Raw genomic sequence first — 24,606 nt, 5'->3', positions numbered from 1 at the left:
AGACCTTGCGACAATTAAACTTACAATTTGCCAGCCCGCACATCGTATGCACAGGCTGTTATACGCATGGGAAAGGCGGTTTCTCTCCCATTTCCTTTCTAAAAGCCGAGCCTTCCAAGCACGAAGCGAACAAACCAAAGACCGAAAACGACGGACCCAAGGCTCAAAAACGTATTGATGAGAATATTGGCCACGGCGAGGAATGTGCTTCCGCCCCGATAAAGCATGAGCGTCTCAAAGCTCATCGACGAAAACGCCGTGAGCCCGCCCAAAAAGCCGACCGTCAGCATGAGGCGGTACGGATTGTGTGCGAGGTGCTTCTGATCCGTCAGGATGAGCAGCGCGCCCATGATGATGCCCATGAACAGCCCGCCGAGGAAATTGACGGCGAGCGTGCCGAACGGGAAATTGCCGAAGCGTGCGCCGATCGCCGTCGTGATAAAAAAGCGGCAGACCGAGCCAATTCCGCCGCCTACGAAGACGAGCAGCACGGATTGAACGAGATCCAACGAAAAGACTTCCTTACTAAATCTTACGATACCAAACGGCCATATACGCCGCGTCCATTATCGCACGAAATGCGGCTTCAGCGCAAGCGTCACGAAAAAGAGCACGGCGAGCGCCACGACGATTGTCGCACCTGCCGCCATATTGAAGCAGTAGGCGATAATCAGCCCTGCCACGCCTGCCGACATCGCACAGAGCACGGAAACGGCGTGGTACGATTTGACGGAATTCGTGACATTTCGCGCAGCTGCGGCGGGCAGCACGAGCAGCGCATTGATGATGAGAATGCCGACCCATTGGATGCTGATGGAGACGAGCACGGCAAGCATCGCCGCGAATGCACTCTCCGTCCAAAACGCCGAGATGCCGCGGCTTCGCGCAAAGGACGCATTGAGCGAGAGCACGAGCAATCGGTTAAAGAGGATGCCCCAAACGGCAGCGACGAGCACAAAGACACAGGCGAGCGCCCTGATATCGTCCTCTGATACACTCAGAATATCACCGATGAGATACGCAGAGAACTTATTGAACCCTCCGCCTCGGCTCATGAGCATGAGACCGAGCGCGATGGCCGTCGAAGAGAAGACGCCGATGATCGTATCCGCTGATGCCGCGCTCTTGCCCTTGATCCACGTGACGAGCAGCGCAAAGAGGATCGAAAAGACGACGAGCGAGAGGAGCGGCGACACCGAGCCGAAAAGGACGCCGAGCGCGATGCCCGTAAACGCCCCGTGCCCCAAGGAGTCCGAAAAGAACGCCATGCGGTTCGAAACGACCATCGTGCTCAAGAGGCCGAAGAGCGGCGTCACGAGCAAGACGGCGAGAAAAGCCGACTGCATGAAATGGCTGCCCACCCAGTCAAAGGGGAGCGCGCCGATGAGCGCGTAAAGAACTTCCATCAGCGAACCTCCTCTTCTGCCGTGCCATCTGCCTTCGCTCCCGCAAGCATGCCGAATAGGCGCCTCGTCCGCGCGTCGGCAAAGACTTCCTCCGGCGTGCCGCTCATCACGACGCCCCGATTCATGAGGACGACTTGATCGGCGTGTTTTGCGACCATGTTGAGATCGTGTGAAATGAGGATAATGGAAATATCCTCCTGTGCGCGAAGCTCCGATACGATGTCGTAGAAAAGCGTGAGCCCGTTTTGGTCGACGCCGGAGACCGGCTCATCGAGCAGCAGCAGGTCGGGCATCGGCTCCAAGGCGAGCGCGAGCAGGACGCGCTGCAGCTCACCGCCTGAGAGCGCGCCGAGCCGACGGTCGATGAGATGGTCGGCGCGCACGCGCGCGAGGCTTCTTTGCACGCGCGGCCGCAGGGATTTCGCCGGGAATAACCAAACGGGACGACGCGACAGGCACGCCATGAAAATATCGAGCACCGTCGTCGGCGCACTGAGATCAAATCGAAGATACTGTGGCACATAGCCAATGACGGGATGCCCTGTATGCTTGCCCTTCGCATCGACGTAGTGCAGATTTCCTTCATGGCGCACCTCGCCGAGAATCGCCTTCAAAAGCGTGCTTTTGCCCGCGCCATTCGGTCCGATGAGCGCCGTGAGCTGGCCGCAATGAACGTGCAGATTGACGTGCTCAAAGATCGTGAGCGAGCCGATTCTGACGGTGAAGCCCTCGAGCTTCGTACAGCAGAGTTTCGCGCAGTCGTCGGCAGACGCGGCGCGATGGTGAAGAATATTGCGAAACAAAGTATTTCCTTTCCGAATGGTTCCAAATACGAGAAAGACGACTCGCGCTCTCCCCCATCACTTCGTCAGGCGGCGAAATGCCCGGCTGCTCCATAGGTAGCCGCCCAGCGCGTAGAGCGCGAGCACGGCGAGCGATGCGAGCGGTGCCTCGCCTCCGCTCCCAATCGTGCGAAGCAACAGGCTCGTGTGCGTGAGCGGCAGGCACTCGATCGCATAGCGCACGGGATCGGGCAGCGCATGCGTCGAAAAAAACGTGCCGCATAAAAACGACATCGGCAGCAATATGTACGTATTGACCTGCCCCATCTCCTCAAACGTCGAAATCTTCATGGCGGCGAGAAAGCCAATCTCGGCGAAAACGACGCAGTTCAAGACGAGCACGAGCAAGAAAAGCGGCGTCATCGCAAAATGCGCGCCGAACGCGAGCGCGAGCAGGACGATAATCGACGACGAGATGAGCCCGCGCAGGACGGCGGCGGCAACCTTCCCGATCACGAATGCGTCGGGCCAGATCGGCGCGATAAGGTACTCCTCAAGACTCTTATGATAGACGCGCTCAGCATGGACGGGCGTGATGCTGTTGAAGCTGATATTCATGGAATTGAGCGCGAGGATCCCCGGCACGATGAAGTCGAGATAGGTGCCGCCCTGCACCTCGATGCTGCGCCCGAGGCCCCAGCCGAACGCGACAAGGTAGAGCATCGGTGCGACCATGCGCGAGAGAATGAACTTCGTGAGGCGCTTCCTGAGCACGATCCAATCGCGCCAAAAGACCGTCCAGACGTCGTAGAAGTTTTGATTGCGCATCACGACAGTCCTTCCTGCTTCCCCGTCATCGCAAGGAATACCTCTTCGAGATTCGGCAGGTTTGTCTTTTCGCGCAAGCGCTTCGGCGAATCGAGATCGACAAGCCGCCCGTGGCTAAGTATCGCGACACGGTCACAGAGCGTCTCCGCCTCCTCGATGTAGTGTGTCGTCAGAAACACCGTGACGCCGCCCCATGCCATCTGCCGCACGAGCTGCCATATCCTGCGGCGCACCTGCGGGTCGAGTGCGACCGTCGGCTCGTCGAGAAAGAGAATGCGCGGACGGTGCAGGAGCGCGCGCACAATGAGCAGGCGCCGCTTCATGCCACCAGAAAGCCTGCGCACGCCGTCGTTCACGACATCCGTAAGCGCAACGTAGCGAAGCAGCTCCTCGATGCGCGCCTTTCGCGCAGCCGCTCCCATATGGTGCAGGCGCGCATGCAGGTCGAGATTCTCGCCGACCGTGAGATCCTGGTCGAAATTGATGTGCTGCGGCACGACACCGATGAGCGACTTGATTTCCCGCGCGTGCGTACGCGTATCGAGCCCATCATAACACACGGATCCCTCCGTCGGCTGCGTCTGCATCGTCATCATGCGGATCGTCGTCGTCTTGCCCGCGCCGTTCGGTCCCAAAAGACCGAATATCTCACCATTTGCGACGGAAAGCGAAAGCCCTGCAACTGCCGTCTTCTCCGCCTGCTTTCCCGCTTTGTCGCGGTGCGGGAATCGCTTGACAAGGTTCTCTGTCTCTATCATCTGCCATTCCTTTCCATCCTTCATGTTGCTCTCTATTGTCTCACAAATCACAACAGAATAAAAGCCGCTTCACAAAACTTTATGCGCAAACTGAAAACAGCCCATCATCTGCGTCCTTCGGGCTTGATAAAAAGCAATGCGACCAAGCTAGGGGGTAGCTGCTTGATCGCATTGCTTTTCGTTGCTATTCCATATCGTTTTTACTTGCGTGCGACGGCCTTTCGGGCTGCCGCCACGATATGCGCGGCATCCAGTCCATATGCCTGCATCAATTCATCCGGCGTGCCGGACTCGCCAAATGTATCTTTAATGGCGACCATTTCCATTGGCACGGGCTCATGATGCACCACGCATTCCGCCACTGCGCTTCCCATCCCGCAATACATCTGATGTTCCTCGGCCGTAACAAGACATCCCGTCTTCCGTATGGATTCCAAAAGCGCAGGCACATCGATCGGCTTTACCGTATGCATGTCGATGACCTCAGCAGAAAGCCCTTCTTTTTCGAGCTCGCTTGCTGCTCCCAGCGCCTCGTGCACCATCGCGCCATTCGCCACGATGGTAACGTCCTCGCCCGCCCTGCAAAGCCGCGCCTTCCCTAACACAAAGGGGGTATCCTCGCCGGTCACGACAGGCACTGCCTCACGGCCAAAACGGATGAAGCACGGTCCTTTTGCCTTTGCAATCGCATGTGTCGCCTTTCGCGTCTCCTCCGCATCGCATGGGACGACGACGGTCATATGCGGCAGCACGCGCATGATCGCCACATCCTCCAAGGCCTGATGCGTCGCACCGTCCGATCCTACGGATATGCCAGCGTGCGCACCTGCCAGCTTGACATTCAGCTCGTTGTAGCAGACGGTCGTGCGAATCTGATCCCACGCCCTGCCTGCGAGAAAGACGCCATACGTCGAAACGAATGGAAGCATCCCGCCAAGCACGAGCCCTGCCGCCGTGCCGACCATGTCCTGCTCCGAAATGCCCATATCAATGAAATGCGTGGGGAATTTGTCCTTTACCCAACTCGTGCGCGTCGATTTTGCCACATCGGCATCAAGCACCATGATGTTGGGATTCGTGGGTATCATTTCGAGCAGGGCCTTTCCGTAGCCGTCCCGCATCGGTATTTCCTTATCCATCTCACGCACCTCGAATCTCTGACAAAGCGGCTTGCAGCTCCCCATCATTGGGCGCCGCGCCATGCCACGCACAGTCATTTTCCATAAAGGAAACGCCTTTGCCCTTGATCGTATGCGCGACGATGACCGCAGGCGCGCCTTTTGCTTCCTTTGCTTCATGGAATGCGTCCATCACGGCTGCCATATCATGTCCATCCGCTTCTATGACATTCCAGCCAAAGGCCTTCCACTTTTCCGCAATATCGCCGAGGCTCTTGATGTCTTCGACCCTTCCATCGAGCTGCACGCCATTGTCATCCACAATCGCGCAAAGGTTATCCAGCTTATGCTGGCTGGCATAGAGCGCGGCCTCCCAGATCTGCCCCTCCTGAAGCTCGCCGTCCCCCATCAGGCAGTAGACGCGCTGCGGCGTCTTTCTATGCTTGAACGCTGTGGCAAGCCCGTTTGCGATCGAGAGCCCTTGCCCAAGCGAGCCCGATGAGCAATCCAACCCTGGCGTATGCGCCTTGTGCGGATGGCCCTGAAGCCTGCTGCCAAAACGTCGGAGCGTGGAAAGCTCCTCGACGGGGAAAAAGCCGCGCTCCGCTAGGACGCTGTACAGGACAGGCGCCACATGCCCCTTGGAAAGAATGAAGCGATCGCGCCCCTCCCACTCCGGCTCTTCGGGACGCACATCCATAATGCCACCAAAGTAAAGAGCCGTCATGATCTCTGCGGCAGACAATGAGCCGCCTGGATGCCCCGAGCCAGCCTGATGGATCATCGTGACAATGTCTTCACGGATCTTTTTGCAGATGGCCTTGAGCTCTTGTATGTCCTTGCTCAAAACAAGCACTCCTCTCAAAAAATCCCGTATCGCCAGCAGCCGCGCCAAAGGATTCCCATATGCGCGGCCCCGCCTTGGCGATACGACGGCAGGATGATAGGTCAGGCCTGCGCCTTGCTGTCTGCAATAGGCTCATCAATCGACAGGAAGAGCAGGAAGCCCAAAACGGATATGATTCCGAAGAAGGCAAAGACATAGTCGTAACTGCCCCACCAGTCAAGAAGCAGTCCGACAAAGAACGGGCTGAACGCACCGCCTAAGTTTCCGCCGGAGTTGACAACGGCAATCGCGATCGGATAAGTTTGCTTGTCCGTGATCCCCATGGGATATGCCGTAAAGGCAGGCCAGCCAAGATTCAGGCAGAAGCCCGTCGCAAAGAGCGCCATGCCCATAGCCGTATCGCTGTTCGGCAGGTTCATCATGACGAACATCATAAAGAACGTAAAGAGCGCGGTGAAGAGCATCGTCGGCTTGCGTCGCTTGCCAAGCACCTTGTCCGAGATATAGCCACCAAGAAGCGAGCCAATCAGACCGCCGATAAACGGAGCTGCTGCCATGAAGCCCATCTTCGTGAAGGTATACCCCTTCGCATCGACGAGGTACGACGGGATCCACGTCATGATCCCATAGACAACAGAAACCATGAAGAAATAACCAAGCGTGTTGCCGATGATGTTCCAATTCGTAAAGACCTTTGCCTTCGACGTCACGGGCTCTACATGCTTCAAGCGGATGATCTTGTCGAGAAGCCCAAAGCTCTTGAACGTCTCTTTCTTTTCTTCACCGGCATCGCTTCCCGATTCGATATAGTCCACCTCAGCCTGATTGACATGGCCATGGTCGCGCGGGGACGTGCGAATGACGAGATACCAGATGACCGCCATGAAGAAGCCGGGGATTGCAAAGAAGATGAAGATATTTCTCCAGCCATAGTTCAGGGCAATCCAAACGACGATGGATGGCACGATGATCGGGGCAACGAGCGTAGACGCGATGTAGACGCCGACAGCCGTCGCTTTTTCCTTCGCAGGGAACCAGTTGTTGATCGTGGAGGTCAGCCCGACCGGCGTAGGCCCTTCGCCAAGGCCAAGCCCTAAGCGCGTGAGGACGAGCTGCCCGGCATTCTGCACATGGCCCATAAGGAAGGTGAAGAGCGAAAAGGCGATGATGGAAAGCGAGACGGTGCCGCGGATTCCCAGCTTTGAAAGAATGAACCCTGCGGGAATCTGGCTGATCGCGTATCCCAGGAAAAACATGGATGCGATCCCACCCATCTCGGTGTTCGTCATGTGGAACTCGTCCTTGATGAAAGGAAGCGCAACGCCGATGTTGGAGCGATCCGCATAATTGATGAGGTATGTGGTGAATATGACCGCCAATATCACCCAACGAAAATTTGTTTTTTTCATGGCTGGCCCTCCTAGTTATTGACTACATTTTCTGGCTTGCCCACGATATACGAAGCAATATTCTGCTCCACGATGCGCAGGATGCGCGCCCTTGCGGGCTTTGCCGCCCATGAGATATGCGGCGTGATCAGGCAATTTTTCGCATCGAGCAACGGATTATCGGGGCGAACCGGCTCAGTAGAAACGACATCGAGCCCTGCTGCATAAACCTTGCCTTGGTTCAACGCTTCTGCAAGATCGATCTCATCAACGAGCTGTCCACGGCTATTGTTGATCAGAATGACCCCGTCCTTCATCTTCTCAATATTCGCCTTGCAAATAATCCGCTCCGTCCCGGGAAAGAGCGGGCAATGCAAGAAAATGACATCCGACTGCCTGAAAAGCGTATCGAGATCGACGTACTTTGCGAGCGCGCGCCCCGCATCGCTCTCGTATTTGTCGAAGGCGAGCACGCGCATATTGAGCGCCTTCAAGATCTTTGCCGTTGCTTGCCCGATACGGCCAAGGCCAATAATGCCTGCCGTCTGCCCATTCAGTTCAAGCATGGGATAATCCCAGTAGCACCAGTCCGGGCAGCTTGCCCATTTGCCATCCTTTACGGTCTGCGCGTGATGCCCGTAATGCGAGCAGATTTCAAGCAGCAGCCCAACGGCATATTGCCCGACAATCTCCGTGCCATAGCTCGGCACGTTTTGGACGATGATCCCCTTCTCCTTCGCATACGCGCAGTCAATCACGTTGTAGCCCGTAGCCAGAACGGCAATGCATTTCAGATTGGGGCAGGCGTCCATCGTCTCCTTTGAGATTGGCGTCTTGTTCACAACGGCGACCTCCGCATCCCCGATGCGCTCGCGAATAAGCGGCGATTCCTCGTATGCCGTGCGATCATAGACCGTCACATCCCCCAAGTCCTCCAGCACATCCCAGCTCAGATCGCCCGGATTTTCCGTGTAGCCGTCCAGTATAACGATTTTCATAGTGCCGCCTCCCTCTTTTTTATGGAAGAACTATAGGCATAGTCGTAGGAATCGTGCATATTTTCCTTGAGCGCCGGATAGAGCGCGTCGTAAATCTTCTTATAGCGCATATAGAACATCGCGTCATATGGATCTGGCTCGATATATTGGTCGTAGTTTTCGACTACAGGGAAATCCCATATATCCTTGTATGCCCCGGATGCGAAGCCGCCTAGGATCGCAGCGCCAAAGGCTGCAGCATTCGACACATTGACCGTATGGATAGGAATATTCTGGATATTTGCCCTTAGCTGGAGAGACAGCTTGCTCTTTGTCGCGCCGCCAATGCAGATGACGTAAGGCGGATCGACATCCCAGCGATCCTTTCCGATCTGATAGATCTGATTCATCGCAAGCGCGACGCCCTCGTAAACGGCCCGCGCAAGGTCTGCCTTCGTCGTATTCGCCGTTATGCCGAAGAAGAGCCCCAGCGCCTTTGCGTCAAAGATTGGGCTGCGCTCGCCGCACAGGTACGGCACGTACATGACCCCATTTGCCCCGCGCGGCGATTGTTCCGCGAGCGCCTCCATCTCCACCTCGTTTTTCAGATCCGGCGCAATGTTCGTCAAGAACCAGCGGATGCTTCCACCTGCCATGCTCATGGCCCCATTTGAGAGCCATAGCCCCGGTATGACATGGCCGCGGTTCATAAAGGCCGGGCTGAAGTTCGGGTTGTTCAGGCAAAATACGATAACCTCCGACGTGCCCATGCTCTGGAATACGTCACCATGACGGCGCACGCCCATTGCAATGCTCGATGCCGCCGTGTCCGCCGCACCGAGAGAAACTGGCGTCCCCTCGGCAAGCCCCAATGCGCGCGCAACGTCCGCCTTCAGCCCGCCGAGCTTGTCCATGCAGGAGATGAGCGGCGGCAGGAGATCGTCAGACAGATCGTAAAGCTCCGTGAAACGGTGTTCCCACGCATACGGCTTCTTGATGCGCAGCAAGCCGCTGTAGGAGGCTGTCGTCGGCTCGCAGGCAAGGACGCCCGTCATCTTTGCGCCGAGGTAGCTATTCAGAAAGCCAACCTTGTCAACCTCCGCCCAGACTTCCGGCTCATGCGTCCGCACCCATTGGATCGTGGCCGCGACGCAGGTGGAGGGGCTCGGATTGTTGCCGACGCGCCCAAAGTACATATTGGCGCCGCCGAAGCGCTCCACGAAATCCGCGACTTCCTTCACGCTTCGGTTGTCGAAATATGCAATGCCGGGGCGCACGGCTTCCATGTCCTTGTCAAAGAACACGACGGTCGGATTCGCCACGCTGAAGCCAAGCCCCGCAACGCGATCCGCAACGCCGTCCACAATGGCACGGATCTCCTTTGTCAGATTGCCAAAGAAATCCTCCAGATCAAGCTCCGCCTCATTGCGCTCGGGGCGCGAGATCACGACTTGAAAGGAAGTCTCCCGAAGGAGCTCCCCCTCTGTCGTGAAGAGGCTCAGCTTCGTGCCCGTGCTCCCTGCGTCAATGCCCAATAAAAGGTCTTTGTCCTTCATAAGAAGCACCCCTTATTTCAGTTTACAATGCAGATTTTCAGACCTGCACCGCTCTTGGCAAGCTCGTACGCCTCTTGGAATTCCTCGATCTTGAAGCGATGTGTGATGATGCCGGACAGATCGATGCGCTTGCTCTTTACGAGATTCGCCGCCTCGCGGTAGTCCTGCCTCGTGTAAGCGGTCGAGCCCGTCACATGGATCTCGCTGTAGTGGATCAAGTTCGGCACAATATCGCTCGTGCTCTTTTCGGGGAAGCCGGCAAAGAGCATGACCGTTCCGTTGCGTCGGCAAAGCTGGAATGCCTGATTGACAATAGCGGGGACACCGATGCAGAGAATGACGACATCTGCGCCCAATCCATCCGTTTCACGCTTCACGACATCCTCGAGCTTTTCCTTCATCGGGTCGAGGACGACTTCCGCGCCGAGCTCCTTCGCTTTCGTGCGGCGGTACTCGTTGGGCTCACTGACGATGACCTTGCGCGCGCCGGCTATCTTCGCGAGGAGCAGATGGATGAGCCCAATGGGGCCTGCCCCCTCGATGAGGACGACATCATCCATGCGGACGCCCGCATTCTTCTGCCCATGCAGGCAGCATGCCAGCGGCTCAATCAGAGAGCCTTCCTCAAACGGGATTGACTCTGGCAGCTTGATGACATTCTGGCTCTCGATGCATACCTTCGGAATGCGAAGATACTCTTCAAATCCGCCGTCAAACTCGTAGCCGATTGCCTGCCGCTCCATGCACGCATTTTCATGTCCTGTGAGACACATCGCACAATGATGGCAGGGGATGACGTTTGCCACTGCGACATGCTCGCCGACCTCGTAGCCCAACACATTCGCGCCGACCTTTTCGATGATGCCGCAGATCTCATGGCCAATCGTCGATGGATAGCGCACGCCCCGCGTCTTTTGCCCCGTCAGAATGCGCATATCCGTTCCACAGATTGCCGTGCTCTTCATCTTGAGAAGGATTTCATCCTCATGGATTTCGGGAACTGGAATATCTTGCACAGGAAACTCATTTGCTTTTAGAAGTCTTACTGCTTTCATACGAATCCCCCTATTTCAAATCTTCCATCTCGCATTATGCCCATGCGGCACAGATCCCCATGCCGCATGGGCGGAGCCTTCTCCAGCCCCTTATTTCTTCTTGTTGTCGCTTTCGAGGTCACGGAGCATTTCCATCGCCTGCTGCGGCGTTGCCTTGTCATGGATGATGCTGCCGAGCGCCTTGACGAGGGACGTGACGTCCGAATAGCTCCAGACGAAGCGGCCAAAGACCACGCCGCCCACGTTCGCCTTGTTGATGGCGTCATACGTCATATTCATGTAGTCCTCAATCGTCTTGCAAGCATCGCCACCCTGGATCGCGACGCGCGCAGGGCATGCCTCGACGACCTTTGCCATCGTCTTGGGATCGCCCGTATACGTCGTCTTGATGATGTCAACGCCAAGCTCTGCGCCAGCGCGCACGCCATATGCAATATTCTCCCACTTCGTGCGATCCTCGGGCGCGACCGTCTCGCCTTTCGGATAGATATGCCCGACGAGAGGGATCCCATAGGACATGCAGTCTTTTGCGAGCTTGCCGATCTCCGCAAACTGCTGGTCTTGGTAGTTGCCGAGGACCATTGCGCCGACCGAAACACCATCCGCGCCCATGCGAATGCCTTCCTCGACATCGCCGAACACCGTGTCGCAAGTCGGTGCAACAGGAGAGTAGCTGGAGCACTTCAGGAGCAGGGAAACCTTGCCCGCGTGCTGATGGAAGCACTGCTCTGCAATCCCCTTCGTCATGGTAATCGCGTTCGGGGCGCCCGCAACGATCTTGTCAATCGTGTCCTGGATATGGATGAGCCCCGTCATGATGCCCCTCGAGATCGAATGATCGACCGTGATCGCCATCATCTTGTCGCTCTTCGGGTTGACAAGCCTGCTCATGCGTACTGCTTTTCCTAACATTGCCATTTGGTTTTCTCCTCTCAACATTTCCTGCGCAAACGTCCACTTTGGGGACATCGTGCGCACGCTCTTGCATGAAAACAAGATTGACCTTGCAAGTTCTTCCTATCGGTACCGTAACTATACTATACCACTTATGTAGTAAAACTTCAATATATTATTTTATTATTTTGGAGTTTTGCTACATATTTTTATCTTGCTACCATGTCTGAAGCAAAATAAACAAAAGAAAAAGGCTCATATAAGAGCCTTTCCTTTTGACGCAGATGCCATGCCTGTCAAAACTTGTTTTTTGCCGTTGCCAGCCTCGATTTATTCAACAAGTCACTGTAATCATCCAAATGGTTTTTCGCCACGACTGCCATGATGGAATCGATGACCGCCATCTCCGCCATTCGTGCACTCGTCGATTCAGAGTGAAACATGGTCTCCTTTCCGCAGACGGAGATGACGAGATCCGCAAGCTGCGCAATCGGCGCCTTCATCTGCGTCGAAATCAAAATCAGATACGCATGGTTTTTCTTTGCCATGCGCAATAGCTCATAGAGATTCTTCGTGCTGCCCGTATGCGAAATGCAGATCACGACGTCGCGCTCCGTCAGAGAAGATACGCTCATCAGCTGCAAGTCGTAATCCTTGTCGAGGCTGCAGCGTATGCCAATCTTGAGCATCTTGATGCGCAGATCCTCTCCGACGACCAGGCTGTTGCCCGAACAGGCTATGACGATCCGTTCCGCTTCATAGAGCCTCTGCGCGGCGAGCAGGAGGCTTTCCCCATTCAGCATCTGCTGCGTCTCCTGCAAGGCAGATATGCTTGCAGAAAATACTTTGTGGCAGATCGTGTCAACCGTATCCCCCTCTTCCAGATTCGGATTGTACTGCTTGTACGTCGGGACGACTTCCCGCGCCAATCGCATTTTGAAATCCTGATAGCCCTTGCATCCAAAGGTGCGGCAAAAGCGTATGATCGACGCATCGGAGGTCTGCGTGTATTCCGATAGCTCCGCGATGTTATAATCCACCACACGCATGTAATTCTCCAATACGTAATCGGCAATTTTCTTTTCGGACTTCGTCAGATTGTCAAACCGTTCTCGGATAACCTGCAAAAAAAGTGTATTGGGCATACTGTTTCCTCGATTCCTGTTGCCACATAAGAAAACAAAACGATTCGCAGATTATCATACCATATTTTCCTGCCCTTGCATAATCGCAATGAGAAAAATACTCATCGTTCCAGTTGCATGATTTCCCCTGGCGGAAAATAGAGGCAGATCGCGTCCGCCGCAATCGCGTGCCATGTTTCCTTTGGCAGTTCCCATCGAATCAGTGCACCGTCCGTCCCCGCACGGCGCACCATGATGAGGTAGGAAAACGTGTCCTCTATGATGCGCACGACATCCATGCAGAAAATATTCTCGGCAGGATGTTCCGCGCCCGTCCGATATTCGAGGAAGTGCGCACGAAGACCGACGTAGTGGATTTTCTCCTGCACCTCGCCCACACATAAGTCAATCTGCCAGTCCTTTGCACGGACGTGCGACGCGTCGATACGCTCTGCGTGAGAGACATTCTTGCACCCCGTCAAAAGCGTCGCCGTCAGCGTCGTCGGATTGTGGAAAAGCTCGCGCCGCGTATGCACCGACTCCATCTGCCCACGGTTGATGATGGCGATGCGGCTCGCGAGGCGGTAGACCTCGCCGCGGTCATGCGAGACGAAAAGCGCCGCCCCGCCGTAATCGGCCAACACTTCCATCAGTTCGAGCTCAAGCTGCCATTTTAGGTAGCTGTCGAGCGCAGAGAACGGCTCATCGAGCAGCAAAAGCTCGGCGTCCGTCGCGAGGATGCGCGCAAGCGCAGCACGCTGCTGCTGCCCGCCTGAGAGTTCCGCCGGGTATGCGTGTTCCTGCTCCAGGAGCGAGAAGCGCACGAGATTCTCATGAACGATCCGCTCCTTCTCCTCCTTCGTGCCCCGTGCGACAAATCGGATGTTGTCGGCAATCGTCATGTTCGGGAAGAGCGCGAAGTTCTGGAACAGATAGCCAATGCGCCGTTTCTGCGGCGAAAGGTCAATGCCGCGCGCGCTGTCGTAGAGCACGCGTCCATTTAGGACGATGCGCCCCGCGTCCGGCTGCGCAAGCCCCGCGATGCACTTGAGCGTCATGCTCTTGCCGCAGCCTGAGGCGCCGAGCAGTGCAAAGACCTCATCCTGCGTCTCAAACGATGCGTCCAACGTAAAATTGCGGAGCCGCTTTCGGATCCGAACCTCAAGCTTCATGCGCCTTCACCTGCCTTTTCCGCCGTCCTGTGCCTGCCGGAATACGCAATGGCCCAGTTCATCAGCACGACAAAGAACAGCGAGAATCCGACCACCGCCATGGCCCAACGGAACGCGAGGTCGTAGTCATTTGCCTGCACGGCGGCGTAGATCGCCGTTGACATCGTCTGCGTGACGCCGGGGATATTGCCCGCAAACATGATGGTCGCGCCGAACTCGCCGACGGCACGCGTGAAAGAGAGCACAAGCCCTGCCAAAATGCCCGCTTTGGCATTGGGCACAAGCACGTGCCAAAAGATGCGCCACTCGGAAACGCCGAGCGTCCGTGCCGCTGCAAGGATATTCGCGTCCATCTGCTCAAATGCGCCGCGCGCCGTGCGGTACATCAGCGGCAGCGACACGATGATTGCCGCCATGACCGTTGCCTTCCAAGTAAAGACAAGCGTGATGTCAAACTGGAGCAAAAGCTTTCCAATGGCGCTTCGCTTGCCAAAGGCGAGCAGCAGGAAAAATCCGACGACCGTCGGCGGCAGGACCATCGGGAGCGTAATAATGGCATCGGCAATCCCTTGAAACCGCCGCATGCGTACGACGGCAAGAGCGAGGCCGATGCCCGCAAAAAACGTTGCCACGGTCGCTGCCGCCGCTGTCTCAAGCGTGATAAGAAGCGGCATGAGATCCATTCACTTTACCTCAAACCCATACTGCTCGAAGCGCTTCTTGTTCGCGTCATTCGTCGCGAATGCGAGGAAGTCCTTCGCTGCATCCATCTGCTTTGTCTCCTTCAAGATAGCGACGGGGTACACGATAGGCTTATGCGAATCTGCAGGTGCTTGTGCCGTGACCTTCACTTTTTCGGAAATGGCAGCGTCCGTCGCATAGACGAGTCCTGCATCCACATCGCCGCCCTCAACCCACGTAAGCACCTGGCGCACGTCCGATCCGTAGACGGCCTTTGCCTTGACGGCATCTAGGATGCCGAGCTTCGTCAAAATCTCCTCGGAATACTGACCGACGGGCACGCCCTTCGGTTCACCGAGCGCGACGCGCTGCACGTCCGCCCTCGCGAGCTGGTCAAACGACGGAATATCCTTGCCGCCGTCTTTCGGTACGATGAGCACAACCTCATTGACAAGGAGATCCTTGCGCGTTCCATCCGCGAGAAGACCGGCCTTTTCGAGCGCATTCATCTGTTTCTGTGCAGCAGAGAAGAAGAGATCCGCCCCGCCGCCACTTTCAATCGCCTGCTGCAGTGCGCCTGAGCTGCCGTAGTTGAATACGACCTTGACATTCGGATGCTCTTTCTCGTAATCCGCACCGATTTCATTCATCACGTCCGTCAGGCTCGCCGCAGCCGATACGTGCAATTCGACCTTCTCGCCCGATGCAGACGACGCGGCAGACGGCTTGCCATCGTTTCCGCCGCCGCATCCCGCCGTGATGGCAAGAACGGCCACCAACAAGACTGTCCATAGTTTCTTCATGCAGGTTCCCTGTCCTTTCTTCCTGGAAGCAACAAAAAAGGCCGTTGCTTCGCACGAAAGGCGCACGAAACAACGGCCCAAAGGACAGCCTTTTCCGGTACGTTGCCTGTGCTCCTTTTCAACACGGAAGGCGGCAGGGTTTCCCCTGCCGCCCTGTGAGCCGCATGGGGCGGCTCAGGCGCAGTGCCATGGGGCGCGTTGCCCGTTAGACACTTTTGCTCGGAGTACTCGCTTAGTATACCATAAGAAAAGACAAAGGGAAATGATCTTTCTTACTTTTCCAGGGCATCCCACGCATCGTTTGCGCGACGGACGTAGAGACCTTGGATGGCCTTGTTCTCGCCGATGCCGTGGATGTAGGCGTCCACCTTGTATCCTGCGGCTTCCAGGATCGACTTGTGCGAACCGGGATCCGCGCCTGCCATATCATTGTTCGCATGGTCGCCTGCGACCATCATGATCGGCATGAGCGTGACGTGCTTGATGCCGTTTTTCTTGAGCTTCGGCATCACCGTCTCCAGGCTTGGCCAGCCCTCGACCGTGTAGACGAATACGTTCTTGTAGCCCATCTCATCGATCTTCGCCTGAATGACAGAGTAGTAAGCATTCGAGACCTGCGGCGTGCCGTGCGCCATGATGAGGAGGGCATCCTCCTTGCCAAGCTCGGGGAACTGTGTGGAAAGCGCTTTTAGCGTCTCCGTCACGTCATCCGCCTGATTTTCCTGCCCCTGCCAGTACATCAGCGACGTGCCGAGTGTCATCTTCTTGAAATTCTTCTTGTAGTTCTCGAATACGCCCTTGTCGTACTGGTATTCCATGCCGGGGATGACATCGAGCGACGCGAGTGCGACACGCGTGTAGCCATCTGCCTTGAGCTGGTCGAGCGCCTCCTCAGGCGTCGGGTACGTGATGCCCTCCTTCGCCTTGACGCGGTCGATGATGATGTGGCTCGTGTACGCCGTGACGACCTTCACGCCGGGATGCGCCGCCTTTATAGCGTCCACCGTCGCATCGATCGTCTTCGCGCGCGTGTCCTTGAACGTCGTGCCGAACGTCATGACGACGATCGCGTCCTTGTCCGGCAGATTTTGCATCTCTTGGTTCTCGTACTTCAGGACGCCGATCTCAGATGCGGACTTTAATGCCATCGTCGCGTCCTTGACCTCTGGATTGAGCTGGTATGCCGCCTCGCTCTGCGCCGAAACGCCAAACAGCGTGGCACACGCGATAGCAGCGGCGAGCATCCTCTTCTTGTTCATCCGAATTCCTCCCAATCATAAAAACAGCCTTTCCTGTACGCGAAGGAAAGGCCGGGCTCTTCTCCAGCAGTCCCCTCCCCATCGCTCGCAGGTGTAACGGTGACTTTCGAACAGGCAGTTCTCCTGGCTCGGTTCATCGCTCGCCTGCGCCTTCCCAGAGTGCTCCAGTGACGTCTTGCAGGTTCGCTCCCCTCACAGTGGCGGGACCGCGCCGGCTTCTTACCGGCTTCTCTTTTCAACCATCGTCCATGGCGACAGTACCTGTTCCAAAACCTGAAATTTATCTGAAGATAAATTTCGATTATATTCTATGCCAAACACCTCCTTTTGTCAAGCCCTCCCCCGCAAGGCAAACCCATCCCATACGGGCCTATTCCCTGCGGCCGAAACTGTACCTGCGCCGAACGATCAGGTAGACAAAGACCGGCGCACCGATCAGAGAGATGATGAGCCCGACGGGGATTTCCGTGCGCGGGATCAGGCTGCGTGCGAGCGCGTCCGCACCGACCATGAGAATCGCGCCCGTGACACTCGCAAGCGGCAGGAGCGCACGATGCCCCGCGCCCGTGAAGAAGCGCACGGCATGCGGCACGATGAGCCCGACGAAGCCAATCATGCCCGCCGCATAGACGAGAAAGCCGATGATAAGCGAGCCCAGCACCAAATAAAGCGCGCGGTACCGCTTGAGATCCCGGCCAAGCGTCACGGCCTCGGCATCGCCTAAAAGCATGAGATCGAGCACTGTGCCCTGCGTCCAAAAGAACAGGATGCCGAGCAGCGTCACGAGGGTGATCGCCGCCATCATATCCCAGCGCGCGCCCGCAAAACTGCCCATGAGCCAAAAGACGATGGACTGCACGCCGCTCCTGTCGTTCGCGAAATAGATGAGGAAGCTCGAAACCGCTGAACATGCGGCGGAGAGCGCCATGCCCGCGAGCAGCAGCCGAACGGGATCTGCCGCACCGCGGAGATTCGCCACGAGGAGCACGAGCAGCGAGACGCCAAGCGCACCGCAAAACGCCGCCATGCCGACGAAATTCGTGCCGAGCCACGCGCCGACACCTAAGAGGATCGCAGCCGCCGCACCAAGGGACGCGCCCGAGGATACGCCTAGGATATAGGGATCTGCCAAAGGATTCCGGACGATGGCCTGCATGACGACGCCGACGGCCGCAAGCCCCGCCCCCGTGCACGCCGCGAGCAAAAGGCGCGGCATGCGCAGCATCCAAACGATGTCGTGCACGGGGCCCTGCCTGGGCGCGGTCACGGAAACCGGGCTGAAAATCCCTTCCCGCACAGCCGCGTATATGGCATCGTAGCCAAGATGCGCCGAGCCGATGCCGAGGCAGAGAAACAGCTCCGCGATAAGCACAGCGAGCAAAAGCAAAAAGAGCATCCGCCGCCTTCCATCTGCACTCATCTTCGCGCCCCCTCGTAAAGATCCGGGTAAAGCCCCTGCGCCATGGCGCGGATTCCATCATAGGTGCGCGTCGCACTCGCATAGACTAGGTAGAGCGGCAGGACATAGACCCTGCCTTCCTGCACGGCCCGCACATCCTGAAACGCGGGGTCTTCCAAAAAATCCTGCCGGATTGCCTCCGCCTCCTTGTAGCGGTTCTCGCTCACGATGAGAAAAACGACATTCGGGTTCGCCTCGACGACCTGCTCAAAGCCAATGTAGCGATCGTAGGAGAGAGGCTCGCCGTTCACATGGCGCAGGATGTCCGCAGCGAGCGTGTCCGCCCCGTAGCTCATGAACTGGTTTCCCATGCGCTCGATGATGAGCGTGCGCGGACGTGCCCTCCCCTGCGTGCGGGCCTGCACGTAGCGAATCTCCTCCCGCATCTTTTGGACGAGTTCCTCCGCGCGCGCCTCCTTGCCTAGGATGCATCCGAGGTCGAGGATATAACGGCATTCGCCCGCAATGGTATGTTTGCCCTTTCTGCCCATGGAGGAGGCGGGCATATAGGTATGGATGCCGCGCGCCTGCCAAAAGTCTGTCGATTTCGCCACGCGGTCGGAGAAGGTGGAATACCAGCCCAGGATGAGGTCTGGCCTCAGCATCAGAAGCTCCTCCACGCTTGGCATTTCCATCTGACGCAGGGGAATCCGTGCATACGCGTCTCGGTATTCGGGCAGCAGGCATTCCGTGTACGGCACGCCGACTGCCGCGACAAGAGCTCCTCCCGCGCCTAAGGCGAGCACGGTCTCCACATCGTTCTGCCAAATGGCGACGACGCGCTGCGGCGGATGCGCAAACACCTCCTGCCGTTCCTTGCCTGCCGAATCGTACGTCATGACCGAGATGCCTCCTACTTCGGGAGGAGAAGGCATCTCGCCGCCGAAGAGACAGCCGGAGGAGGCGAGGCAGACGAGCATGATCATGCCAAAAGAAGCGCATCTTCCCATCAACCACCGCCCCATCAGAATGTGTATTTCGCGCCGAGCATGAAGCTGCGTCCTGCTTCCGGCAGGGCGCCAGGCCCATAGGCCGCCAAGCCTCTCGTTTCGTACGCCGTGTTCAAGAGATTGTATCCATTCAGGTAAATCTGCCAATCCTTGCCCGCTTGATAGTTCAGCGAGAGGTCGAGCAGGTCGAAGTGCGAGTCGGAAAAGAATCGCGTATCATTGCCGGAATAAATCGTGTAGGAAAGATCCGCAAACCATCGATTGCGGTCGTACGTCAGATGCGTGCGGTAAATGTTGCGCGGGCGGTAGGCATTGATGAAATCATCGGGATTCGTTCCGTCCGGATTGCGGCGCACGCGCTTTGTCGAGAAGGTCTCATGGACCCAACTGTAGGATGTGCCAAGCGACCATGCCTTGCCAAAATGATGCGTATACGCGAGATTCAAGGCTTGCTTTCTGCGCTTGGCATTGACCGAATACCGTCTCCACTGCATGCCGTCATGGATGCTGTAGCGGCCAATGGCATTGTCCATATCGGTCACGCCGTAGTTGATTTCAGCGCTGTCGCGCGGCGTGAACTTACGGCTTGCCCCAACCGTATAGCTCCAGCCCGTCTCGTCCTGCAGGACGTCTCCCGCAAACTGCCGCGAACGATCCAGTCCCGTCACCGGCTTGAAAATCTGTACGGCGGAGAAGTATGCATTGGAATTTCGGTCGAAATCGTAGCTGCCGTAAAGCGAGCCGGTCAGCTTCCCTGCGGAAGCAAAATGCGTGCCCTCATAACGCCCGCTGCCGTAATGCGTGTATACGAGACCAGGCGTCAAAACGAACTTATCGCCGAGGCGCATCTTGTCCTGCAGGTACAGATCAAGCATCGTACGGCTCGTATCGCTCGTCCCATCCGGCGAATGCCCCTCGTACTCGCTCTTGCGGAAATGGACGCCGCCCGTCAGGCTATGCCTGCCGATACGCCTGGCAAGCTGGACGGACGCGCCCGTCGTCTGCTCGATGTCCTCATGCTGGCCCGGATATGCCTTTGCGTGATCCCAAAACGCACCGATATACGGATACGGCACGTTCCATATTCCCGCATAGTCCGTCATATTGTAGCGCGTGTAATTGCGGAATAGGTGCACGAAGCTCTCCGCTCCCTCATCCGTCTTGCCAAAGACATACCGAAGCGACGCATTGTTCGTCCGCGTCTCGTCATGCGAGCCGAGCCACGCATCGTAGAGAAAGATATTGCGATAGCCCGGTATCCTGCTGCTTAGCCCGACATAGCGATGCGTCGCCGCGTTCACGGGCGCCATCGTGCCGCTATAAAAGGATCCCATCGTGCGGTAGTCCGGCGCCGTGATGGGGTAATGCGCCGTCTCGTCGGCATGGTAGTAACGAAGCAACAGGCTGTGCTGTGCGTCGAAATCCTTGCTCACGCCAAAAGAAAGGTTGTTGCTCTGGTAATGCGTATTGTCAAACCGCTGCGACGTCCCCGTATACGCATCCTGATACGCCGTATCCCCGCTCATCTCACGGCTCATGGAAAGGGCGTAGCGAAGCGTGCCGCTCGCATCCGCCCCCGTATGCGTGAGCGAAGCGCGATGATGTCCCCAAGACCCAGTCGAGAGGTTCAGCGCCGTGCGCGGCTCCTTCGTGCCGCGGCGCGTCGTGATGGAGATGACGCCGCCTGCGGCATCCGCGCCGTAGATCGCTGCGCCGCTTCCCTTGATGACCTCGATCTGCTCAACGTCGTCGATGCCAGGCAGCGTGGCGAGATTAACGCGCGACTTGTTGCCGGCAAAGGCATTCGCATCGTTATCGACGCGGCTGCCGTCCACGAGGACGACAATGCTCCCCTCGCCGTTGATCGTGAACTCCGTGTTGAACGACTCAAAGCCGTACTCCCCGCCGCGGTACCCCGGCGTCGAGATGCGCACGCCGGGAATCCGCTGCAAGGCATCCTGCACGGTCGAATCATTGTGCTTCTCGATGTCGCGGCGCGTGATGACGTTGACATCGCCGCCCGTCGTATAGGGATTCCGTATCTTATGGCGATCCGCCGATATCACCGTGCTGCCGAGATCGTATGCATCGCTTCCCTGCGCTTGTGCCGGATCCTTCGGCACTTCCATGTCCGCTTCCATCTTTTGCGCGCGCTCTTCTGCGCCCTGCGCTGCAAATGCCTGCGTCATGCCGCCTATGCCAAAGGCCATGCACGAAACGGCAACAGCCAGAACTGCCTTCTTATCCCTCTGAATCCTCTTGTGCATCTTCAATTTGAATCCTTTCCCTTTTCCATTATCCTGCCATCAGATTGCAACGACTTTTACGATCTTCGCGCCGAACGCTTCCTTCAGTGCAGGCATGCAGGCTTTTATGAGCAGGGTTCGCTCCCTAGCGGTGCGTACCGTGACGAGGAGCGTCGTACCGTCCTTTGCGAGGCCCTGCAAGGGCGCAAGGTGCGTTTGGTAGCACGACTCGCCTAGAAGTTCCCGCGCGCGCAGGAGTCCCTCCAGCACCTCCTTCTTCCCGCTTGGAATACGCTCCTCGATGGGGCGCATCCGATCCGCTGAAAGATGCGGATTTCCCACCAGCCATTCCTTTTCCATCATGATGGATTCCTCCCTTAAAGACGATACGAAATCACGACCGTGCCATCGCCTAGCTCCACGATGCGCGCATGGACGCCGTAAAGCTCGTAGAGGAACGCTTCCGTCAAGAGATCCTTCGGCGTGCCCTCGCGGATGATACGCCCATGCTGCATGGCAATCAGCCGGTCGCAGTAGGCGGCGGCAATATTCAGGTCATGGATGGCGGCGATTACCGTCAGATGCATCTGCCGCACGTTTTCCATGACCTGAAGCTGGCAGCGGATGTCCAAATGGTTCGTCGGCTCATCCAAAATAAGGCACGGCGTCGCCTGCGTGAGCGCACGCGCGAGCATCACGCGCTGCTGCTCGCCGCCCGAAAGCGTCGCAAACGAGCTTTTGGCAAACCGCTCCATGCCCGTAAACGCGAGGTACTTGCGCGCGAGCGCAAAGTCCTCCTCATTGTACCGTTCCAATAGGCCCTTGTAGGGGCTTCTGCCCATGAGCACGACCTCCAGTACGGTAAAGTCAAAGCCCGTGCTATGGTGCTGCGCGAGCACGGCCTGCCGCTGTGCCGACTCGCGCACCGAGAGTTCCTTCAGTTCCTCGCTGCCTAAGAATACCTTTCCCTTCTCCGGTTCGAGCACGCGGTAGATGCACTTCAGGAGCGTGCTCTTGCCGCTGCCGTTCGGGCCGATGATGCCGACGGTTTCCCTGTCCCTTGCCGCGAGATGGATATGCTCGATGATCTTCCTGCCGTCGAGCGACTTCTCCAAATCCTCTACGCGAATGTCCATGGCCTCACCCTTTCCCGCAGGAACACGCCCCTCTTCCACGGCACAGCCCTTTCCCGCTCAAAAGACGTAGTTGCAGCTCAGCATCCAGCTCGTCGGTGCGACGCGGTAGTTCGCGCCCGTGTGCGAAGTCACGTCCGCGCGGTCGAGCACATTGTCCACGGTCAAACGGATCTCGCTCCTCGCGTCGGGATGGTACGCTGTGCTCCAGCTCGTCAAGAGGTACGGCCTGCATGGGTAAGTGGGATCGTGCAGCGGTGACTGCACGCGGCTCGCGAGATAGGAAGCATTTAGCGCGGAGCTCCATTTTCCCTTCTTGTAGAGAACGCCGCCCGTGAGCTGCAGCTTGCCAAAGGTGCGTTCCCAGTCCGCGCCCTTTGCCCGCGTCTCGGGGTTCTGCCACGTGAGCCCCCAGTTCCACGAAAAGCCGTGTCTCCCCTGCGTCTCGCACGAAAGCTCCAGTCCCGTATTGCGGAAATCCTCGTTCGTGTATTGGTACTCCGCTCGCGCCCCCACCCAGTGCGGCGTGATATTGTCCTTCACGCGCATGTGAAAGAGCGCCGCCTTCCACGTATGCCCCGCATGCCTTGCCTTCCAGCCGAGCTCGTAGGTGACGCCCGTCTGTGGCCTTAGATCCGGAGCGGGTGCATGGCGGCTGCTCTCCCCGTACATCTGCGCGAATGTCGGCATGATGAAGGACTGGCTGGCGGAAAGATAGAGGCTGTTTTCGCGGTCGAGCTTGTGCAGCCACTGCCCGGAAGCGCTGAAGTTATGGTAATTCTCATCACGTGCTGCAGCCGTCGTCCACGTCTCCCGCACGCCGATGATCCCCGTGTCGCGCGCGGTGAACTTCTGCTCCCACTGGCCGAATGCGCCCCAGTTGTTTCGCATGTAGCGCGCCGCGTTTGCCGTCGAGGGGGCAAGAAGCGATGCGTATGTCTCATGCTCCATGTCCAGGCCGAGCACGGCGGTCGATTTGGGGGATAGTTTCCACGTGCGCTGCAGTTTCGCGCCGTACGTTTGATTGCGCTCGCGCGTCTCGTACCAACCGCCGGGCGTCTTCTGGCCCGTCTTGGAGTTGATGTCCGTCCGCCCTTTCGCCCCCACGGTTCCCGTATTGAAGTAGAGGCTGCCCTTCCACTTGCGGTCATGGTAATTGAGTTGGGTAATATACTGCTGTGTCGTATAGTGGCGCACATGGTATGGATCACCGGCGTGAACGCCGTACGCCGTTTGATCCACGCGGTCGATGAAACGCAGATAGGTCGCCTCCGTCTCATAGTAGCCAAAAAGAAAATCGAGATGGGAGTTGAACCGATACGTAAGGCCTGCACTCGTCTTTTCTGCATCGCGCAGGTCGGTGCGCATGGAACCCTTTAATCCGCTCGCCCGGACATCCGACTCGGCAACGTCATTCTGATGCCCCCACTTGTCGCTGTTATAGTAGGCGCTGAAACGTTTGTCTCCGATGCGCACGCCATACTCCCGCTGCCCGAAATTGCCGAAGCCGGCATGCACCGTGTTCTCTGCACCCTTCTTCGTGATGATGTTCACGATGCCGCTCATCGCATCGCTGCCGTAGAGAACGGAGCCCGCCCCCTTGACGACCTCGATGCGCTCGATGGAATCCGCCGGGATCTGGTCGAGGTTGTACTTGCCGCGCCACGAAATCGGGTTGCCGTTTAGGAGCACGAGCGTGCCGCTCTTGAAGCCGCGCACGCTGAGCTCATTGACCATCGTCCCCATCGAAGCGCCGTTTGCGCCAAACGATTTATAGGTGAATCCATTGACCTTTGCGAGTGCCTCCGCTGCATCCGACGCGCCGCTTTCACGGATGGCCTCCCCCGTGATGATCATGGTCGCGGCCGGAACGTCGAGATCGCGCTTCATGCGCCGCGTCGCCGTCACGACAGTATCGCCCAAATGATGGTCATGGGATGCTGCCGCCGCGTCGGCAGCATGCTGCTCCTTTTCCGCAGGCGCGGCAGCGGGCGTCCGCTCTGCCGTGTCTGCGACGGCCTGCTGCCCCGCGGGCTTGTCCGCCTGCATGGACTGCGCCCATGCAGGTGCGGCGGATGCCGTCCACACGGTGGCGGCGGCAAGCGCCAATAGCTTTCGTTTCTGCATCATAAAACCTTCTCTCCTAGAATTTCATTCTGCCAATCCCGTC

Annotated in this window: 23 protein-coding genes and 2 riboswitches; all 23 genes read right to left on the bottom strand. The window is 57.5% G+C overall.

The window, feature by feature from the left end; all coding sequences use genetic code 11:
* Positions 1 to 98 precede the first annotated feature (98 nt).
* The 23 genes from crcB to HMPREF1985_RS06325 all read right to left on the bottom strand — a co-directional run bounded on the left by crcB (position 99) and on the right by HMPREF1985_RS06325 (position 24,563).
* On the bottom strand, positions 99 to 509 hold the full coding sequence (crcB, locus tag HMPREF1985_RS06435; RefSeq protein ID WP_021771724.1) for a fluoride efflux transporter CrcB: 411 nt from the start codon (positions 507 to 509) through the stop codon (positions 99 to 101).
* Positions 510 to 566: 57 nt separating this feature from the next.
* Positions 567 to 1,406, bottom strand: a complete 840-nt coding sequence (locus HMPREF1985_RS06430) for a metal ABC transporter permease (protein ID WP_021771723.1) — start codon at positions 1,404 to 1,406, stop codon at positions 567 to 569.
* Positions 1,406 to 2,209: a metal ABC transporter ATP-binding protein gene (locus tag HMPREF1985_RS06425; protein ID WP_021771722.1), complete on the bottom strand. Its 804-nt coding sequence runs from the start codon at positions 2,207 to 2,209 to the stop codon at positions 1,406 to 1,408. The genes HMPREF1985_RS06430 and HMPREF1985_RS06425 overlap by 1 nt, the downstream gene beginning before the upstream one ends.
* Before the next feature lie 57 nt (positions 2,210 to 2,266).
* Positions 2,267 to 3,016, bottom strand: coding sequence for an ABC transporter permease (locus tag HMPREF1985_RS06420; RefSeq protein ID WP_021771721.1), 750 nt, complete (start codon positions 3,014 to 3,016; stop codon positions 2,267 to 2,269).
* Positions 3,016 to 3,774: an ABC transporter ATP-binding protein gene (locus HMPREF1985_RS06415; protein ID WP_040637306.1), complete on the bottom strand. Its 759-nt coding sequence runs from the start codon at positions 3,772 to 3,774 to the stop codon at positions 3,016 to 3,018. Before HMPREF1985_RS06415 ends, HMPREF1985_RS06420 begins: the two co-directional genes overlap by 1 nt.
* Positions 3,775 to 3,974: 200 nt before the next feature.
* Complete coding sequence (locus HMPREF1985_RS06410) at positions 3,975 to 4,913, bottom strand: transketolase family protein (protein ID WP_021771719.1); 939 nt, start codon at positions 4,911 to 4,913, stop codon at positions 3,975 to 3,977.
* Position 4,914: 1 nt separating this feature from the next.
* Complete coding sequence (locus HMPREF1985_RS06405) at positions 4,915 to 5,739, bottom strand: transketolase (RefSeq protein ID WP_155943524.1); 825 nt, start codon at positions 5,737 to 5,739, stop codon at positions 4,915 to 4,917.
* A 101-nt stretch (positions 5,740 to 5,840) separates the two neighbouring features.
* A complete protein-coding gene (locus tag HMPREF1985_RS06400; RefSeq protein WP_021771717.1) occupies positions 5,841 to 7,148 on the bottom strand; it encodes an MFS transporter in 1,308 nt (435 codons plus the stop codon).
* An 11-nt stretch (positions 7,149 to 7,159) separates the two neighbouring features.
* Positions 7,160 to 8,125, bottom strand: a complete 966-nt coding sequence (locus HMPREF1985_RS06395; RefSeq protein ID WP_021771716.1) for a D-2-hydroxyacid dehydrogenase — start codon at positions 8,123 to 8,125, stop codon at positions 7,160 to 7,162.
* Positions 8,122 to 9,660 carry a xylulokinase gene (locus tag HMPREF1985_RS06390; protein WP_021771715.1) on the bottom strand — a complete coding sequence of 513 codons (1,539 nt, stop codon included), beginning with the start codon at positions 9,658 to 9,660 and terminating at the stop codon, positions 8,122 to 8,124. Before HMPREF1985_RS06390 ends, HMPREF1985_RS06395 begins: the two co-directional genes overlap by 4 nt.
* A 17-nt stretch (positions 9,661 to 9,677) precedes the next feature.
* On the bottom strand, positions 9,678 to 10,715 hold the full coding sequence (locus HMPREF1985_RS06385) for a zinc-dependent dehydrogenase (RefSeq protein WP_021771714.1): 1,038 nt from the start codon (positions 10,713 to 10,715) through the stop codon (positions 9,678 to 9,680).
* A 90-nt stretch (positions 10,716 to 10,805) separates the two neighbouring features.
* Entirely contained in the window at positions 10,806 to 11,633 is an 828-nt protein-coding gene (locus HMPREF1985_RS06380; RefSeq protein WP_040637237.1) for a class I fructose-bisphosphate aldolase, read from the bottom strand.
* Positions 11,634 to 11,905: 272 nt separating this feature from the next.
* Positions 11,906 to 12,754: a MurR/RpiR family transcriptional regulator gene (locus HMPREF1985_RS06375; RefSeq protein WP_021771712.1), complete on the bottom strand. Its 849-nt coding sequence runs from the start codon at positions 12,752 to 12,754 to the stop codon at positions 11,906 to 11,908.
* Between the two features lie 101 nt (positions 12,755 to 12,855).
* Positions 12,856 to 13,905: a sulfate/molybdate ABC transporter ATP-binding protein gene (locus tag HMPREF1985_RS06370; RefSeq protein ID WP_021771710.1), complete on the bottom strand. Its 1,050-nt coding sequence runs from the start codon at positions 13,903 to 13,905 to the stop codon at positions 12,856 to 12,858.
* Complete coding sequence (modB, locus tag HMPREF1985_RS06365; protein ID WP_021771709.1) at positions 13,902 to 14,588, bottom strand: molybdate ABC transporter permease subunit; 687 nt, start codon at positions 14,586 to 14,588, stop codon at positions 13,902 to 13,904. Before modB ends, HMPREF1985_RS06370 begins: the two co-directional genes overlap by 4 nt.
* Positions 14,589 to 15,389 carry a molybdate ABC transporter substrate-binding protein gene (modA, locus tag HMPREF1985_RS06360; protein ID WP_021771708.1) on the bottom strand — a complete coding sequence of 267 codons (801 nt, stop codon included), beginning with the start codon at positions 15,387 to 15,389 and terminating at the stop codon, positions 14,589 to 14,591.
* 95 nt (positions 15,390 to 15,484) lie between these two features.
* A riboswitch (molybdenum cofactor riboswitch) is annotated at positions 15,485 to 15,626 on the bottom strand.
* Positions 15,627 to 15,661: 35 nt separating this feature from the next.
* On the bottom strand, positions 15,662 to 16,648 hold the full coding sequence (locus tag HMPREF1985_RS06355; protein WP_021771707.1) for a sirohydrochlorin cobaltochelatase: 987 nt from the start codon (positions 16,646 to 16,648) through the stop codon (positions 15,662 to 15,664).
* Between the two features lie 95 nt (positions 16,649 to 16,743).
* Positions 16,744 to 16,928, bottom strand: a riboswitch (cobalamin riboswitch).
* Positions 16,929 to 17,018: 90 nt separating this feature from the next.
* Positions 17,019 to 18,068, bottom strand: a complete 1,050-nt coding sequence (locus tag HMPREF1985_RS06350; protein WP_021771706.1) for a FecCD family ABC transporter permease — start codon at positions 18,066 to 18,068, stop codon at positions 17,019 to 17,021.
* Positions 18,065 to 19,057: an ABC transporter substrate-binding protein gene (locus HMPREF1985_RS06345; RefSeq protein WP_196805333.1), complete on the bottom strand. Its 993-nt coding sequence runs from the start codon at positions 19,055 to 19,057 to the stop codon at positions 18,065 to 18,067. The genes HMPREF1985_RS06350 and HMPREF1985_RS06345 overlap by 4 nt, the downstream gene beginning before the upstream one ends.
* A 14-nt stretch (positions 19,058 to 19,071) precedes the next feature.
* Positions 19,072 to 21,324: a TonB-dependent receptor plug domain-containing protein gene (locus HMPREF1985_RS06340; protein WP_021771704.1), complete on the bottom strand. Its 2,253-nt coding sequence runs from the start codon at positions 21,322 to 21,324 to the stop codon at positions 19,072 to 19,074.
* 39 nt (positions 21,325 to 21,363) lie between these two features.
* Complete coding sequence (locus HMPREF1985_RS06335; protein WP_021771703.1) at positions 21,364 to 21,666, bottom strand: hypothetical protein; 303 nt, start codon at positions 21,664 to 21,666, stop codon at positions 21,364 to 21,366.
* A gap of 14 nt (positions 21,667 to 21,680) precedes the next feature.
* On the bottom strand, positions 21,681 to 22,439 hold the full coding sequence (locus HMPREF1985_RS06330) for an ABC transporter ATP-binding protein (protein ID WP_040637297.1): 759 nt from the start codon (positions 22,437 to 22,439) through the stop codon (positions 21,681 to 21,683).
* 57 nt (positions 22,440 to 22,496) lie between these two features.
* Complete coding sequence (locus HMPREF1985_RS06325; RefSeq protein WP_081695813.1) at positions 22,497 to 24,563, bottom strand: TonB-dependent receptor plug domain-containing protein; 2,067 nt, start codon at positions 24,561 to 24,563, stop codon at positions 22,497 to 22,499.
* Positions 24,564 to 24,606 lie beyond the last annotated feature (43 nt).

The sequence above is a fragment of the Mitsuokella sp. oral taxon 131 str. W9106 genome (assembly GCF_000469545.1).
In the GTDB taxonomy this organism is placed as follows: domain Bacteria; phylum Bacillota; class Negativicutes; order Selenomonadales; family Selenomonadaceae; genus AWVT01.
This window is presented reverse-complemented; position numbering and strand designations above follow the sequence as displayed.